Annotated in this window: 15 protein-coding genes; 5 read left to right on the forward strand and 10 right to left on the reverse strand. The window is 57.7% G+C overall.

Annotated elements, in window-relative coordinates; all coding sequences use genetic code 11:
* Positions 1–2,242 (forward strand): cation:proton antiporter (locus B7444_RS00240; RefSeq protein ID WP_048855100.1); only part of this gene is annotated, 2,242 nt, incomplete at its 5' end.
* On the opposite strand, the gene B7444_RS00245 is transcribed toward B7444_RS00240, so the two are convergent.
* Entirely contained in the window at positions 2,210–3,616 is a 1,407-nt protein-coding gene (locus B7444_RS00245; protein WP_007282033.1) for a peptide MFS transporter, read from the reverse strand. The two genes, B7444_RS00240 and B7444_RS00245, sit on opposite strands and share 33 nt — an antisense overlap.
* Positions 3,617–4,124: 508 nt before the next feature.
* Here B7444_RS00245 and B7444_RS00250 point away from each other — a divergent pair.
* Entirely contained in the window at positions 4,125–5,813 is a 1,689-nt protein-coding gene (locus B7444_RS00250; RefSeq protein WP_007282034.1) for a porin family protein, read from the forward strand.
* Between the two features lie 42 nt (positions 5,814–5,855).
* On the opposite strand, the gene B7444_RS00255 is transcribed toward B7444_RS00250, so the two are convergent.
* Genes B7444_RS00255 through B7444_RS00290 form a run of 8 tightly spaced genes read right to left on the reverse strand, consistent with a single transcriptional unit; the run spans position 5,856 to position 13,661 of the window.
* Positions 5,856–6,647, reverse strand: a complete 792-nt coding sequence (locus B7444_RS00255; RefSeq protein ID WP_007282035.1) for an MBL fold metallo-hydrolase — start codon at positions 6,645–6,647, stop codon at positions 5,856–5,858.
* Positions 6,644–7,429: a TatD family hydrolase gene (locus tag B7444_RS00260; RefSeq protein WP_007282036.1), complete on the reverse strand. Its 786-nt coding sequence runs from the start codon at positions 7,427–7,429 to the stop codon at positions 6,644–6,646. The genes B7444_RS00255 and B7444_RS00260 overlap by 4 nt, the downstream gene beginning before the upstream one ends.
* On the reverse strand, positions 7,426–8,964 hold the full coding sequence (gene metG / locus B7444_RS00265; protein ID WP_035729046.1) for a methionine--tRNA ligase: 1,539 nt from the start codon (positions 8,962–8,964) through the stop codon (positions 7,426–7,428). The genes B7444_RS00260 and metG overlap by 4 nt, the downstream gene beginning before the upstream one ends.
* A 29-nt stretch (positions 8,965–8,993) precedes the next feature.
* The gene (locus B7444_RS00270; protein WP_007282038.1) at positions 8,994–9,917 is read right to left on the reverse strand and encodes a DNA polymerase III subunit delta'; all 924 of its coding nucleotides are present in this window, start codon (positions 9,915–9,917) and stop codon (positions 8,994–8,996) included.
* Positions 9,914–10,579, reverse strand: a complete 666-nt coding sequence (gene tmk / locus B7444_RS00275) for a dTMP kinase (protein WP_007282039.1) — start codon at positions 10,577–10,579, stop codon at positions 9,914–9,916. Before tmk ends, B7444_RS00270 begins: the two co-directional genes overlap by 4 nt.
* Entirely contained in the window at positions 10,563–11,840 is a 1,278-nt protein-coding gene (locus B7444_RS00280) for a D-alanyl-D-alanine carboxypeptidase family protein (RefSeq protein ID WP_007282040.1), read from the reverse strand. The genes tmk and B7444_RS00280 overlap by 17 nt, the downstream gene beginning before the upstream one ends.
* Positions 11,837–12,691, reverse strand: a complete 855-nt coding sequence (locus B7444_RS00285) for a septal ring lytic transglycosylase RlpA family protein (RefSeq protein ID WP_007282041.1) — start codon at positions 12,689–12,691, stop codon at positions 11,837–11,839. Before B7444_RS00285 ends, B7444_RS00280 begins: the two co-directional genes overlap by 4 nt.
* Positions 12,678–13,661, reverse strand: a complete 984-nt coding sequence (locus B7444_RS00290; protein ID WP_007282042.1) for a lytic murein transglycosylase — start codon at positions 13,659–13,661, stop codon at positions 12,678–12,680. Before B7444_RS00290 ends, B7444_RS00285 begins: the two co-directional genes overlap by 14 nt.
* Before the next feature lie 179 nt (positions 13,662–13,840).
* On the opposite strand from B7444_RS00290, the gene B7444_RS00295 reads away from it, so the two are divergent.
* Together B7444_RS00295 and B7444_RS00300 are read left to right on the forward strand one after the other, a co-directional pair.
* Positions 13,841–14,407: a DedA family protein gene (locus B7444_RS00295; protein ID WP_007282044.1), complete on the forward strand. Its 567-nt coding sequence runs from the start codon at positions 13,841–13,843 to the stop codon at positions 14,405–14,407.
* A 4-nt stretch (positions 14,408–14,411) separates the two neighbouring features.
* Positions 14,412–15,476: an ATP-grasp domain-containing protein gene (locus tag B7444_RS00300; RefSeq protein WP_007282045.1), complete on the forward strand. Its 1,065-nt coding sequence runs from the start codon at positions 14,412–14,414 to the stop codon at positions 15,474–15,476.
* Between the two features lie 7 nt (positions 15,477–15,483).
* Here B7444_RS00300 and B7444_RS00305 read toward each other — a convergent pair whose 3' ends face one another.
* Positions 15,484–15,948, reverse strand: coding sequence for an MlaD family protein (locus B7444_RS00305; RefSeq protein ID WP_007282046.1), 465 nt, complete (start codon positions 15,946–15,948; stop codon positions 15,484–15,486).
* 128 nt (positions 15,949–16,076) lie between these two features.
* Here B7444_RS00305 and B7444_RS00310 point away from each other — a divergent pair, with 128 nt between their 5' ends.
* The gene (locus B7444_RS00310; protein ID WP_007282047.1) at positions 16,077–16,919 is read left to right on the forward strand and encodes an undecaprenyl-diphosphate phosphatase; all 843 of its coding nucleotides are present in this window, start codon (positions 16,077–16,079) and stop codon (positions 16,917–16,919) included.
* Positions 16,920–16,956: the final 37 nt, after the last annotated feature.

A 16,956-nucleotide genomic window follows, 5' to 3' on the forward strand; every position in this document is an offset into this window, starting at 1 on the left:
CCTGGCCGTTGTGGCGGTCGTGGTTTCAACCGCCACAATCGGCTTTGCGCTCTATCCCTTTGCCGGACAAAGCCTCGTTGTCTGCCTTCTTCTGGGCTCCATCGTCGCCACAACCGATCCATCCGCCGTTGCCGGTATCTTCCGGGAAATCGGCGCAGCCTCGCGACTGACCCGCCTGGTGGAAGGCGAGGCGCTGTTGAACGATGCTGCCGCCATCGCGATCTTCGCCATCCTGCTGGCATCCGTAACGTCCCACCGGCATATCCATCTCGGTGAGGCCGTTGTTGATTTCGCGTCTGCTTTCGGCGGTGCAATCGTCGTGGGCGTTTGCCTCGGGCGGCTGACTCTTCTTCTGATCGCAGGCCTTGGTGGCGCACCCGCGGCGGAAATTACGCTCACGCTCGCATTGCCCTACACGGTCTATATCCTGTGTGACGAAATGCTCGGCTTTTCCGGCGTTGTCGCAACGGCTGCTGCTGGCCTGACGGTCTCTGCATACGGTCCATCGACCTTCCGCCCGCAGGTCTGGCGTTTTCTCAACGAACTCTGGCAGCAGCTGGTTTTCTGGGCGGGATCCCTCGTGTTCCTGCTGGCATCCATGCTGGTACCGCGTCTGCTGATCGGCATGACCCGCTGGGATTGTGTCCTGATCCTGATCGCCAGTGTGGCTGGCCTGCTGGCGCGCGGTGCCGTTGTGTTCGGAATGCTGCCCATCCTTGCTTTCACAAAGCTTTCGCCTCCTGTGCCGACACCCTTCAAGGCCACCATGGTTTGGGGCGGTCTACGCGGCGCGATTACGCTGGCGCTGGCACTGGCCGTGACGGAAAACCAGAGCGTCTCCAGCCCGGTCGCGCACTTCATCGGTATCATTGCAACCGGCTTCGTTCTGATCACGCTGCTGGTCAATGGCACGACCCTGCGCTCGCTTGTCCTGTTCCTGAAACTGGATCAGCTTTCACCGATCGATCAGGCCATTCGCCAACAGATCCTTGGCATTGGTCTGGGCGAAGTCGCTGAACGTACGCGCGTCATGTCCGACGAACTGGGCTTCAGCGAGCAGACCCGTATCGGCGTCATAAGCCGGATTGAAAAGCGTGCGGAAAAGGAGAGGGCGGCCAATAATTTTGAGTCCGTCCTGAGCGACCGTGCACGCGTGAATATCGCGCTGATCACGATCGCAAATCAGGAGCGCTCCCTGCTTCTGGATCTCTTCCGCATCCAGGGCCTGTCACGCCGCGTGATGGAGACACTTCTTCGCACGGCCGAGGCCATGTCAGACGGTGCCCGACTGGAAGGGCGCTATGGATACGTCAAGGCTCTGAAACGCCGCCTTCAGCCGCCTCTACGCTTCCGGATTGCTCAGGACCTGCACAGTCGCTTCCATTTCGATGAGCCGCTGATGTACGCGATGATGGAACGCTTCGAGATGCTCATCATTGCGCATCTGGTGTCTCTGTCGCTGCAACGCTTTGTCCGCCAGCGGATGGAGCCAACGCTCGGTCCACGCATTACGGAAATCGTGTCCGAAGTTCTGGGCCGTCAGCGGAAACTGCTCGACGATGCATTGGAGACGTTACGCCTTCATTATTCCGGTTATTCGGAAGCACTGGAAAGCCGTATCCTCCGCCAGATCGCGTTGCGCCTGGAAGACGAGGAATATGACGCTCTTCAGGCAGACAACCTGATTTCCGAGGAACTGCACCGGGAACTGCACCGCGATATTGAGCGCCGGAGTGCTCGCCTTGAAGCTCCTCTGCGGTTCAATCTGAAGAGCGGCATCGAGCAACGCCTGAGGGCCTTTCCGGCGTTCAATGGCGTGCCTGACAGTGTTCTGCACACGCTTTCCCGAAAAGTGGCGATGCGTTTCGTGTCTCCGGGCGAAGTTCTGTTCAAGCGCGGACAGAAGGTTCGGACGGTCTATGCACAGGTCGCAGGATTGGCGGAAGTCCATCTCCCGGAACGGGAAATCCTGTTTGGGAGCGGCGATCTGATTGGTGCGGCCAGCGTCATCAGGGGAGAGCGCATGCCTGGTACGGTCCGCGCGCTACAGTTCAGCCACCTGCTGGCTATTCCCAAGCCCGTCTTTGAGAGACTGATCCACGACTATCCGATTGTTCAGCGCCTTATCATCGCCCGCAGCAACAAGCGGGCTGACGGTCTGCTGGATCCATACGTTCTTCAGACGGCAGAGGGCGTCAGGCTGGCTCCGTCACAGGATATGAGACGGATCGTCTCTCCCTGAGGGCAGATTTTCCGGAGCCAGCAGGCTCCGGAAAAAGATCGAGCAGAAGAGCAAAATAAAACCTGCTACCAGACTGGCGCCACTATGCAGAAGCCAGAATGGAACGTCCCCGATATGCCCGATCAGCGTTGAGAGCTTGCCGATAGTCAGATTGGCCATGAAGAGGTGGAGCGAGAAGCAGGCCACGAAAATCGTATTCAAACTGACCGGAGCTGCACGGGAATACATCGCCATTCCAATGGCATAGCTCATGCTGAAACCGATATCGTTAATGATATGAAACGCCAGCCCCCAGAGCAGGCTGATCTGATGCGGTTCAGGGTAAAGCCATGACGCCAGGGCCAGCACAGCCGGACCTAATGAGGCGATAAAAGTCCCGATGGCGACCTTGGTAATTTCTACCGGTTCTACCCTGCGCTTGGCATACACCCGCCAGAACCAAAGCACGGAAATTGTCATCAAAGTGCTGATGAAACCATCGAACGAGACAAGGCTGCTGACCGGGAACAGATGTCCAAAGAACGTCAGCTGATAATGTTCGCGTCCCCATAACAGATACCCGTCAAAGATCTCATCATTAGGAAGTGCACCCAAGGCCAGCACTGGCAGCAAAACCAGAAGCAGAATGCCTGTTTTTTTCTCGCGAAGCGTAAGGCGTGGGCGAGGGGATGAAGCCTTGAAAATCGTGTCTTCCGGCAACCAGCGACGCCCGAAAAGATAGACGATCAACCCGATCAGCATTCCCAAACCGGCCGTCAGAAATCCCCAGTGCCAGGCTTTCATCGCCAGCATGCCGCAAAGGGCAGGTGACACAATGACGGCAGCCTGCACGCCAAGAGAATAGATCTGATAGGCGTCCGACCGCCTGCGATCGTCAAGCGCATAAAGTGCGCCAACCTGCGCCCGAAGACCGCCAGCCGCTCCAATGCCCAGCAACAGGAGCACGAAAGCCAGAACAAAGCTCCAGTCAAACGACATCAGGATGTGCCCGAGTGTCATCAGAATAGCGCCCAGAAGAATGGTTCTGGTCTTACCCAAAAGCCGGTCCGCCACGAAACCACCGAGAAGCGGTGTGGCGTAAATCAGAGCCAAAAAAAGGCCCGTGATGGCGCCAGCCGTCGCCTGAATCCCGACTGGAGCATAAAGGACGCTCAGAGCGGCTTTTACAACGCCCATACCCCAGACATTCTCGATATGCCCGGGCTGAAGAAGGTGATCGGCCAGATACAGGACAAGGATGGATTGCAATCCATACAGGGAAAACGCGACCCATCCTTCCGTAAGGACAAGAACCCAAAGCCCCCTCGGATGACCTAGAATTTCGTTGCGGTCAGGGACAGTCAAAGCATCGATAACGGGATCCTTAGGGAGCACTTCAGTCAAAGCAGACCTCGGAGGCGGGAGGGGAAAACCTTTCGTAGCGGCCAGTAGGAGGTAGGGTAAAGGGGGAGGAAAAGGTCATTGGCAAAATGCCAACAAGCAAACCTGTGGCAAAATGTCCCAATCAAGGAATATGGCATTTTGCCATCATCAATACGCTCACAATTGCTTGTGGCGTTCTGCCATAGGAAAAGTTTCCAGAAACGCGTCTTTCAAGAAAAATCGTAGAAAACTGCCCACGAAAGCATATATGGCAATTTGCCATATCTTCGCATCGCCAATGATACGGTCGTACAACCATGCAGAAACCCAGCAAAACGTTGATCTGAAAAGCTCAGGAACTCGGTTTTTCAAACGCCGGGAGAGGTTCCACATTAACTCACACGAATGTCGTATAAGATATATTATGCCAACTAATATATGTAGAAATGGCAGTATTCTCACATAATCGTGATACACGATGACTTGTTTCAAAGAATGGCCGTTTTGGCGCTAACGTGAAATGAAGTTCAATTTCTCCGGTCTCCGAACGCATTTCCGTGACCGGTTCATTCTATGGAACGGTCATTGCATGGGTCGCCTTTCTTTGCGTCAGATTGCTCTTCTGGGATGTGCTTTCACTCTTGGGTCTCTCACAGTTCTGCCTGCAACAGCGCACGCCGATGACTACACCGAACTCCTAGACATCCTACGGGCAAAAGGCAGCCTGACCCGAGGAGAATACAGCAGCCTGCTGGCACATCATCTCAGGCGCAGCCATTCCGAGAATTCAGGAAATCAGGACAGTTCTTCCCCCAGACGCAACCGTTACCGCCGTTACAACCCCACTCAGTATGACGGCTCTCTTAAGCCCCCCGATGTCACGACCATCGCCGCCTCTCAGGCAGCGCGCCGAGCGGCGCAGGAAGCCACAGCCAGCGCGCGCGACGCACGCTCCATGCTTGCTCAAGCCCGAACGAGCTATGACCCGGACAGCGTAGTCCGCGTTAAACCCTATGTCGCAGGCAAAGGCGTCACCGTTCAGGCCGGTCAGATCGAGATCAATCTTTCCGGCTTCATCAACGGATTCTATACTTATAACAGCCCAGGCGGAGGCCGCCCCGTTGCAGGTGGCATCTCCACAGGGTCCAGCGGTTTTGATTCTTCATCCGTTCGTAATGGCCTGCTGCCAGGCGGCCTGATCCTCAAACTGAACACCGTTCAGGATGGAATCAAACTCGGCGCGGTCTTTGGTATGTACCCAGGACTGAACAACGCGGATGTGGGTGCTCTTAACGCCAATTCTGGCGGTAGCCCTGTTGGCCTCGGTACTGCTGGCGTCGATTTCCGTCAGGTTTACATGACCGCGGGAACCGACAGGCTCGGAACCATCAAGATCGGTCGTGATATCGCGCTGTTTGCCTCCGATGCCATCCTGAATGACGCAACACTCCTCAGCGTCGGCAGCACCGGCAGTAATACCAATCCGGCCAATACATCTCTCGGCCGCATTGGTGTTGGTTACGTCTATACGGACTGGCTCCCGCAGATCACGTACATTTCTCCGAAATGGCACGGTCTTCAGGGCTCTCTTGGCATCATGACCCCACTGGACCAGTTCAACTTCGCAGGCAATGGCCTGTCTGCGACAACCACGCAACACAGTTCACCTATGGTTCAGGGCAAAGTCACTTACGATACAACTATCGCGGGCTTCACCACACGCTTCTGGACCAGTTTCCTGACGCAGCACGTCCAGAACCTGACCAGTTCAACTCTCGGTACAGATAGCCGCAAAGGAGCAACCGTTGCTGCTGGTGACGTGGGCGTGAAACTGTCTCGTGGTCCGTTTGAAGGCGTGGCCTATTACTATTACGGCAATGGTCTCGGCACGACCGGCCTTCTGTTTGATGGCATTTCGCAGAATGGACGCAAACGCAACTCTGAAGGTTACTACGTTCAGGCGTCTTATAAGATCCTGCCTCGCCTGAAACTGGTCGGAAGCTATGGTGTCAGTAACCTTTATCAGGCTGCTGGCGAAGACAATCCGTCACTGGTCCGTCGTAATGAGTCTGAAGTCGGCGCCGTCTATTACACCCTGACAGACTGGATGTTCCTCGTAGGCGAATATGCCCATACGGAATCCGCAGCGCATGGCCCGAACCGTGAAAGCGATCACACCATGTCCGCAGGTGCGATGATCACATTCTAACCCAGTAAAACCGGGCAGCGCCCTCTGCCCGGTTTTGCATTCTCAGAATTCCAGAACCATGCCGTCATAAGCAGGACGTACATCTGGCGGCAGCGTCTTGCACAGAATGTCGTAGTCCATATCCGTGCCCATATGGGTCAGAATTGTGCGCCCTGCCCTGATCTTCGTACGCCATTCCAGCACACGTTCCAGCCAAGCATGAGCCGGATGTGGTTCATACTGGAAGCAATCCACAACCCACGTTCCAACGCCATCCAGAAGCGTCAAAGACTCTTCAGACAGTGTTTCAACGTCCGTAGAATACGCAAATTTCCCGAAGCGCAGCCCCAGAGACGTAATCCGTCCATGCTGCTGCTCAAAAATGTCACCGTTCAAGCCAGGAAACGCAATGGCCTGGCCAATGGATACGACCTGCTCGTCAAAGACCGGACGATAAAAATCCGGCCCTTTCCAAGGTGTAAAAGCATAGGCAAAGCGCTGCCGCAGTTCTTCCAATGTGCTCTGGGTCGCCAAGAGCGGCAGAGGCTTATCAATAACGCGATTGATCGCCCGCAGATCATCCAGCCCGGCAATATGATCGCTGTGCGGATGGGTGTAGAGCACTGCGTCAATATGGCTCAGGCCACAATTCAGCATCTGAAACCTGAAATCCGGCCCGGAATCAACCAGAAGCCGAAAGCCGCCCTCACCTTCAATTACGATTGATGATCGCGTTCGCCGGTTCTTTGGATTTTCCGGATTGCAATGTCCCCAGATCCCCGTTTGTGAACCATCCTGCCCCCCAAGCATCGGGACACCGGCTGAACCACCACATCCGAGGATCGTGACTTTCACGGGCGCGTCCTTGCAAACAGTCGATGCACGTTAGCCGTCGTGATTTCGGCAATCCGGTCGGCAGAAACCCCGCGCTCCTGCGCAAGACGAGCCGCCGTGTGGGCAACGTATCCCGGCGTGTTTGGTTTGCCCCGCTTCGGCACAGGCGCAAGGAACGGACTGTCCGTCTCTACCAGGAGACGATCTTCCGGAACAATCCGTGCGACTTCCCGGATCTCCTCACATTTTGGGAATGTCAGAAGTCCGGAAAAGCTGATGTACCCGCCAAGTTCCAACGCAGCTTCCGCCAGCTTTGGACCCGACGCAAAACAATGGATCAAAAACGGAAAGGATCCTTTCCCGCTCTCATCCCGCAGGATCGCAATCGTATCGTCATCCGCCTGACGCGTATGGATAACCACCGGCAACCCAGTTTCCCGAGCCCCTGCAATATGCGTTCTGAACGCCGCATGCTGCGCTGGCTTGGCCTCGTCACCGCTATGAAAATAGTCGAGACCAGACTCACCAATAGCCACCACGCAGGACGGTTCCGCCTTGCGCACAAGTTCCTCGACGGACGGCAAACGCTCCTCACCCACATGATCAGGATGCGTCCCGATCGCACACCAGACGCGCAGATCCGGCGTGTCAAACCGCGTCAGGCCAATCTGCGTATCAGCCTGCGAAAACCGCGTCCCGATCGTAATCATTCCGTCCAGACCGGACTGCCGCGCGATCTCCAGCGCGGCAGGCACATCGTCAAGACGGTCCAGATGGCAGTGACTGTCAATCAGTCCCGTCATTCTGCTTCCTCGACGACGAAGCGCGGGAACAGCCCTTCCGGCTTCGGCAGTGTGCGGCCACCCGGCAGCGGCGTTTCAAGAGCCGCGAATGTGCGCTCGCCGTCTTCCACACCAAGCTGCGTCAGCATCTTGTCCATGGTGTTGGGCATGTAAGGCTGGAGCATCGTCGCGATACCGCGGATCACATCCAGCAACACACTCAGCACATGCGCCATGCGCTCCGGATCGGTTTTCTTCAGCGCCCAAGGAGCCTGGCGGTCAATGTACGAGTTGGCCGAACGGATGATCTTCCAGACTTCCTCAAGCGCGTCCGTGATCGCCTTACGCTCGATCTGTTCGCTCATGAGCGTTGGCAGAAGCTGGACGGAGGCCAGAATGGCCTGATCGTCTTCCGTCAGTGGGCCACGCTCCGGCACGACGCCGCCAAGATTGCGAGCCACAAGGCTCAGCGTCCGCTGGCACAGATTGCCAAGATCGTTCGCCAGTTCGACATTCGTGCGCGTAATCATGGAGCGACGGCTGAAGTTTGAATCGCCACCAAACGGCACTTCACGCATCAGGAAGAACCTCAGCGCATCCAGACCGAACTCATCAGCCAGCGCCTTCGGATCCAGAACGTTGCCGAGAGACTTGCTCATCTTTTCGCCTTCGACCGTCCACCAGCCATGGGCGAACACGCTCTTGGGCAGTTCAATACCCGCAGCCATCAGGAACGCGGGCCAGTACACGCAATGGAACCGGGCGATTTCCTTTGCCATAATATGTAAATCAGCGGGCCAGAACTTCGCACGCGGATCATTCTGATCCGGATAGCCCACAGCCGTCAGATAGTTGGCAAGCGCATCAAACCAGACATACATGACGTGATCCGGGTCGTTCGGAACCGGAATGCCCCATTTGAAGCTGGTACGGCTGACGGAGAGATCCTTCAGCCCCTGCTTCACGAAGCTCTCGATTTCCCGACGCGGTCCATGCGGGCCAATGAACTCGGGATTGTCCTCATACAGCTTCAGCAGACGGTCCTGAAACTCGGACAGCTTGAAGAAATATGATGGCTCCTTGACGCGCTCCACCGGCGCCCCGGACGGAGCAACCATCGTGCCGTCCGGTTTCTTGACCAGTTCGTCTTCGCCAATGAAAGCCTCGTCACGGGTCGAATACCAGCCCTCATACGCGCCGAGATAGATATGCCCGTTGGCCGCGACCTTTTCCCACAGAGCCGTTGCAGCAATCTTGTGGCGCTCATCCGTGGTGCGGATAAACTCATCCGTGGAGATCGCCATGTCCTGCTGCATCTGTCGGAACGACGCAGAAATCTTGTCGGCATAGGCCTGCGTGTCCATGCCCTGAGCGGTCGCCGTCTGCTCGACCTTCTGGCCATGCTCGTCCGTGCCGCTGACGAACAGGACATCTTCACCATTCAGGCGATGGAAACGGGCCAGAACGTCAGCCGCGATGGACGTATAGGCATGCCCAATATGCGGAGCGCCGTTCACGTAGAAAATCGGAGTTGTAATGGTGAAGCGCCGCGTCATGTCCACTCGTCTTGTCATGCCCGAACCATTCATGTCCCGGCAGCGCGTTCCACTGCCTGACGGATGGCCTGGGCCTTGTCCAGATTAAAACCGTCTGTCTGCCGCTTCAGTGTATCAAGTTCCGAACACTGACGGGCAGAAGAATCAGCAAGAAGCAGATCGCCACGTCGTGCAGCCGAGCGTGCGCGTTCTGCCAGCCCCTCGCCTAGCAAATCACAGAGCAATGCGAAACCTTCCGTCTCCCGGGCAATCCGGTCAATGAGAGGCAGCATCTCCGCATTCAGAGCTTTCCCGGCCAGAATTTCCGCCACAAAACCCGCAATGGCTCCATCCCGATCCTGCGCCAGAAACAGCGCCCGCCCCGGTGAGCCATGCGCCCTTGCCAGCACATCTTCCGGGACATCCGGCAGAATGGCCCGCATGTCATGGTTCGAAACCGGTGACAATGCCAGCGCCCGGCAACGGCTTCGGATTGTAGGAAGAAGCTTGCCGGGAGACGCCGTCGTCAGCAGCAGGATGGCACGCGGCGGCGGCTCTTCAAGGATTTTCAGAAGCGCGTTGGCCGCAAAACGGTTCAGAAACTCTGCCCCGTCCACAATGACCACACGCCAACCGCCTTCGGTCGCCGTGTGATGCAGGAAAGACTGGACGGGCCGCACGTCCGCAGCCGTAATTTCCCCGCGCAGACGCCCTTTTTTCTCGTCAACGGCACGGGAGATTTCCAGAAGATCGCCATGCGTGGCGGCCGTAATACGCCGACCTGCAGGAGAGTTCGGATCTTCACCGTTCAGAAGAATACGCGCGAGACGAAACGCCAGTGTCGCCTTCCCGATCCCCGCAGGACCGGAAATCAGCCAGGCATGATGAAGACGCCCCGAAGCCAAAGCAGCTCTGAAAACATTTTCCGCCGCTTCATGACCCCGAAGTTCAAACGTGTGCCGAGGATCCGTCACGCGCCAGAAACACTCACCGTCTGATCCAGACGTTGCAGTACAGCTTCAAGCAGGCCGCGGCTTACGGCCTCTGGCGTGCGACCAGCATTGATACGCTTCACACGTTCTGGCTCTGCACGGGCAATCGTATCGAAGCCCGTCAGGACACGCTGATGAAAAGCCTCAGCCTGCCCCTCATAACGATCCGTCCGCCCACCCCGGCTTTCCAGACGCTCAAGCGCCTGCTCCCGTGGAATCTCCAGCAGCAATGTCAGATCCGGCTCGCGCGCCACGAGACGACGAGCGCCCGTAATGAACTCCAGACGCTCCGCTGACGCATTCCCAACGCCGTAGCCCTGATAGGCCAGCGTCGAGTCATGAAACCGGTCACAGACAACAATTGCACCACGCCCAAGGGCAGGCAGGATCAGATTATCCAGATGGTCACAGCGCGCTGCCATATGAGCCAGCACTTCCGCACGCCAGGAAAATTCTTCTTCCCCGAACAAAAGCAAATGGCGAATGGCTTCCGCACCCGGCGTCCCGCCAGGTTCACGGGTGAGGATCGTCTCGTACCCGCGGTCTCGAAGCGCATCCGCCAGCAGGCGCGCCTGCGTGGATTTCCCCGCGCCTTCGCCACCTTCCAGCGTGATGAACAGGCCGTTCTTAATTTGCAGGGCCATGACCAAGGCGCGCCATTGCACGTCCAATCAGTCCGAGTTTCGCAACGGACGCGCCAGCCTGAAGCGCCACACGAATATCCGCCATGCCCGGCGCTGAAATCACGATCGCCCCACAGGACTGCCCGGCGACAACCGGCGCAATCACAGGCGACGCATAATCCACCGCGATGTGAGATCGCTGCTGCCAGCCAACCGGCATTGTCATCACAATGTCAGAACCAGCCACGAGCGGAACAGCCTTACGCTCACCCATCCAGACCGGCGCATGATCCACAACCTGCCCCTTCCGGAACAGAGTCGCATTTTCGAAGTTTGCGAAAGCCCACGCCATCAGACGCTCGCCTTCATGAGCGCGCTCATTGCTGGATGCCGTGCCGTTGATCACAACAATGACGCGGTTGCCATTACGGTTAGAGCTGGCGCACAGACCAAACCCGCCCGCATCGGTATGACCCGTCTTCAGACCGTCAGCGAGACCCTTGTCCACGAGAACATTCCGGTTGCCCTGCTTGATCTTGTTGAACAGGAACTCGGTTTCACCGAAGAAATGATAGTACTGCGGGAAATCGCGGATCAGGTGCATGGCAACGGTCGCCACGTCATGAGCGGACATGTAATGCCCCTCAGCCGGCAGACCCGTCACGTTCATGAAGTGCGAGTTGTTCAGCCCGATCTTCGGAGCTTCCTCGTTCATCATCGCGACGAAGCGCTCTTCAGACCCAGCGATGCCTTCAGCCAGCACAACGCAGGCATCATTGCCGGACTGGATCACCATGCCCTGGATCAGATCCTGCACCGCGACGCTCTCCCCAAGCGGCACGAACATCTTGGACCCCTGCGTCCGCCACGCTTTCTCGCTCACCGGAAGCGCCTGGTCCAGACGCAGACGTCCCGTCGCAAGCATGCCGAACACGATATACGCCGTCATCATCTTCGTCAGGGATGACGGTGCCATGCGCTCGTCAGCAGCTTTGTCCAGCAGGACGGCGCCAGTGTCGAAGTCCACGATATAGGCCCAGCGCGCCACGGTATCGAACGGCCCGATCGGTGTATTGGCGGGCGTTCCAACTGGTGCTGCAGGAGCAGCAGACGCTCCGGCAGCCGCCGCCTTGGCATGGCCAGCATGATGATGCGGGCGTGCCAGCGCACTCAGCGGCCCGCCAAAAGAAGCACAGGCGGCAAAACCTGCCACACCACCGAAAAGAGAGCGTCTAGTCCGCACGTTCGTCCCCAGTTTTTCAGCCTTAGTCACGGCCGTCATTCCACAATGATCCGCGCGCCCTCTACCCCGCACGCATGGGTCCGGTCCAGTGCCGCATCGGCCTGAGCGGTATCGCTATAGGGTCCAGACCTTACACGCCAGTCCAGTCCAGCTCCATCCGGCACACGCTGAACCTCGCCGGAACACCGTGCCGCAACGCTGGCGGCAGCCCCGCGACCAGAAAATTTTCCTAACAAGACATAAAGCCCCGTTGGCCCCGGACTACCCTGCGACCATGTCGCAGGCATCGGGGTCAGCGTAGATACCGCCTGATGGCCATCCGACGAGTCGCTTCCATAAATTTTTGCAGTTCCTCCATCGAGAGACTCTGCCCGCACCTCACCAACAGGTGCAGACTGTACGTCCAGATGAGGAGCACCGGTCAGCCCTTCCGTAAGGGCACGACTGGCAGCCTCATCCTCCGTCACCTCCACGGGGGTATCTGTGGTCATCCCCAGCAGATCCGCAGCTTTCGGAGAGAGCGCTATAATCCGCCCGGCGTTTTCTGGCCCGCGACGTGTCAGCCGAATACGCACGACGCGTCCGTTGACCAAATTTCGCACGGTCACGACCGCAGGAAGCTGCAAGGTCTGATGCGACCCAGTCATGCCATCTGCAGACCAGACCTCCCCATCAGACGCGAGCTGCCCTTTCAGAGGCGTTTCGCGCGTGGCAAGACCGGTCGCGCGATAATCAAACTGCTCATAAGGATAAAACCACCCCTGTGGTCCTCGCCAAGCATTCCCCAGTTCGTAATGAGGACGTGCGACGGGTGTAGGCGCGTCATCCTGATGACAGGCGCCAAACAGAGGCAGAAACGCCAGAAGTGGCGCACAATTACGAAGTAACAATGCCGGTTCCCAGAAGGCCTACGCCCAGTGCGTAATAATCAGACGGATTGTAACGACGGATCACGTTGAAATTGTGGTAAACCATAAAGGCCTGCGTGCCTGGACCATCCGGCTGAATGATCGCACCCTGCACGTCCGTCCTTGAGAAACGCCCCCCATCTGCCCGGCGCACACCAAGAGACATCCATTCCGTAAGCGTCTTCGTATTGGTCCGGCCGATCTGACTCTTATCGAGCGCATTCGCCAGCGTGACTTCCTGTCCCCAGGGTTCGTAAGGCTGCCAGCCGCATTTCCCCATGTAATTCGCAATGGACGCAAAAACATCTGGCTGCGACGTCCAGATATTACGCTTGCCGTCTCCATCTCCATCCGCCGCATAGCGCAGATAAGCGCTCGGCATGAACTGAGCCTGCCCCATCGCTCCGGCATAACTGCCCATCATGGCTTCGGGGGCGATATCGCCATCATTCAGGATCTGGAGCGCCTTCATCAGCTCTCCGCGGAAGAACGTGGAACGACGACCATCAAAAGCCAGTGTCGCCAACGCATCTACAACCGAGAACGTGCCGGTATGGGCTCCAAAGCCCGACTCGAGCCCCCAGATCCCCATGACAGCCCGATCATCACATCCGAAGCGCTCGGTCACAGGCGCCATGACGTTCTCAACGCCGGCATAGGTGGCGCGCCCTTTCTGAAAGCGCGACTCTGGCAGAACGCGATCACGGTACTGGGCCCAGGTCAGGGTGAACTCAGGCTGGTGCCGATCAAGCTTCAGAACCTTGGGGTTCGGTTCTTTCGTCAAGGACAAGGCACGGGAAACAATGCTGGACGACAGCCCCTGAGCCAGCGCCTGCGTTCTTACGCCCGCAAGAAACGCTCCGTAATCCTGCGCTTCAGCAGAGCGGATCCCCATCGCCGCTGTTCCGGCGACAGAGGAAAAAGCGGCAAGAAGGTTACGTCTTTTAAGCACTGGACTATCTGCCCCCAGAGGGTGGTTCATTTGCAGCGCACGCTAGCAACCTGTGATGCTCCCCGCCAGTCTCCCGTCCTTCTTTCCACATCAGTAAACTCGAAACACCAGCCTTGCGATTGTCGGCAGCGCGCCGACATGCGACATCAACGTTCCATGATCATGGAACATCCCCCGGCATGATAGCCATTGGCCCCGCCCTGGCGTCGCAGCCCGCCTGGCTGAAAGCCGTCAGCATCATTGTGGGGACATTCATCCTCGAGGATGTAGCCACCGTCCTGTCAGGCGTTGCAGCCCGTGCCGGACATGTCAGCATAGCACTGGCTCTTGGAGCTCTCTGGTTCGGCGTCGCTGTCGGAGATCTCGGACTGTACGGCCTCGGCGCTGCCGGAGCACGCTGGCCTTACCTTCGCCGCTTCCTGACCCTCCCAAAGCAGGAACGCACGCAGGACTGGTTCTCGAAAAACGTCATCCGCATCGTTGCCATTTCGCGCTTCGTGCCCGGCGCGAGACTACCGCTCTACACGGCATGCGGCTTTTTCCGGGCGCCATTCCTGCGCTTTGCCCTGACGGCCGTTCTCGCTACGCTGGTGTGGACAACACTGCTGTTTCTGCTGGCGATGCGGATCGGCGGCTGGCTCCTGGCGCATCAGGGCGGCTGGCGCTGGGCGGGGCTGGCGGGGTTTGTTCTTTGTATCGTCGTTGTCGGGCGTTTGATCGCCCGTATCCAGACCGTGAGCCAGTAACCGAATGTCCAAGACAGAGACCGAACAGAATCCTCTTTCCCTTTTTGAGTTCTGGCCAGGTTCCATCTTCTACACGCCCATTGTCCTGTACTGGATCGCCATGGGCCTGAAATACCGGGATCTCAGCATCCCGACCGCAGCCAATCCGCGCATTGAAACAGGCGGCCTCTGCGGTGAAAGCAAGTCCTCAATCCTGGACATGGCCGGCCCCGTCGCAAAAGACGCCATCGCGCCCTACGCGATTTTTGAAAGCGGTTTCGGATCAATGGAACGCGCTCTGACAGCGATGGAGCAATCTGGCCTCTCGTTTCCAGTCGTGGTGAAGCCTGACATCGGCTGCAATGGAACAGGCGTAAAGCTCGTGCACACCCGCGAACAGATGGAAGATGTTCTTCCACAGTTTCCGGACAACGTGGCGCTGATGGTCCAGGAACTCATTGATTACCCTGTAGAGGCTGGCCTGTTCTACATCCGCCATCCGGATCAGACACAGGGGCGCATTACCTCCGTGACTTACAAGGAAGCTCCGGTTCTGACGGGTAACGGACGCTCCACCATCGAAGAACTCATCATGCGTGACCCCCGCATGGGTCAGGTGCCCCAGCTTTATCTGCCTCGCCTTGCAGGCCGGGAGAAGACGGTCCTGGCTGAGGGAGAACAGTTACCTCTCGTTTTCGCTGGCAACCACTGCAAGGGATCCGTGTTCCGGGATGGACGTGCAGACACCACACCTGAACTGATCGCCCGTCTGGACGCCATCATGAAGGATGTCCCGGATTTCTATTTTGGTCGGGTCGACGTAAAGGTGCCTTCAATCGAAGCCCTTCAGCGTGGAGAAGACCTGCGGATCATCGAGATCAATGGCGTCGGCTCTGAAGCCATCCATATCTGGGATCGACGCACAACACTGTGGGAAGCCTATCGCGCCCAGTTTTCCCACTATCGACAGACATTCCTGATCGGTGCAGCCAACAAGGCTCGTGGGTGGAAGACCTCCGGCGCTTTTGGAATGCTGCATTCCTGGCGCAAGCAGCGTCGTCTGCTCGCGTCCTATCCCATGAACGACTGAGGGAACATCAGTTCCCGAGGTTGCCGCCACCGAAGATGTAGTTGCTGACCTGCTGCTCCAGCGACAGCTGATCACGGGTATCCTTGATGACACCACCCGCAGTCAGGGTCTTCGGGTCCTTGCCTGGTTCGATCTGAAGCGCATTATCGGCAGTCATGCTCGGAGCACCAATACCAAGGGCAGTATCCACTGGCAGATGAAGGCGCTCATCAACCGAGAACGCCACATCGGCCATCTGGCTCTGCGGATCCAGCCGGATGGACTGAACGCGCCCGACGGTGACACCAGCCAGATCCACATCCGCTCCGGCCTTCAACCCGTTGGCGGAGTTAAACTGCGCATGCATGACAATACTGTGCTGAACCGGGTCCTTGCGCAGCTCCTTGCCGTAAACAAGAAATGCCCCGGCGACGACAAGAACAAGGCCGCTTGCCAGAATGGCACCGCCGCGCCCGCTGTATCCTGACTTCATGCCGCGCCTCAACTTTCAGAAAACCTAATAGAAGGGCGAGTTAATCCGCCCCCAGAGCCCGGTCAAGGTTGCGTCCCTTCGCCCCATCAGGCAAGTGACTTCCTTTTCCGCCCATCCGTGCAGGCTCCATGACGCTTTTTCAGGCCATCATCCTCGCCATCGTTCAGGGTATCACTGAGCCCTTCCCCGTTAGCAGCCTCGGTCACGCCGTTCTGCTCCCCGGTATCCTCCACTGGAATGTGGACGAACATTCGGAAATGTTCCTGCCCTTCCTGACGATGCTGCATGTCGGAACCCTCGTGGCACTGGCCGGTGTTTTCTGGCGTGACTGGATGGCTATCCTTCGCGGGATGCTGGGTCTGCATGGGCGATACAACCAGCTTGAGTCGATTCGGGTCTTCGTTCTTCTCGTCATCGCGACAATTCCGGCGGTTATCTTCGGCGGATTTTTCGAACATCGCCTGCGCGCCATATTCGGTGCCCCACTAGCCGTCGCAGGTTTTCTGGTCCTGAATGGTCTTCTGCTTCTGGTAACGGAGTGGCTTCGCAGACAGCGCGGCCAGGCAGATCATCGCCCGATCTCCTCCCTCTCCCCAAAAGATGCCCTGATTATCGGGTTCTGGCAGTGTCTGGCGCTGTTTCCGGGTCTGTCGCGCTCTGGTGCCACTATGAACGGTGGCCTTCTGCGGGGCCTTGATCATGGTACGGCCGCCCGTTTCTCCCTCCTTATGGCTCAGCCAGTCGTTCTGGCAGCGACCGCCAAGGAAGCATGGCAGATGCGGCATATGACAATTTCCCACGACGTCATGTTTCAGTGCGTGGTGGGCGCCGTTGCAGCCGGTATCACGGCTCTGATTTGTTCTCTCCTGATGTTGCGCTTCTTCCGCAATCATGACGAATGGGCTCTCAAGCCTTTCGGCATTTACTGCATTGCTGCCGGTATTCTGGCAGGCGTTCTCATCGTTCTATAAACCTTTCCAGACGCCGCTTTTCCCGGCAGATTAGGGA

This window comes from Gluconobacter thailandicus F149-1 = NBRC 100600, from assembly GCF_000964465.1.
Lineage (GTDB): Bacteria > Pseudomonadota > Alphaproteobacteria > Acetobacterales > Acetobacteraceae > Gluconobacter > Gluconobacter thailandicus.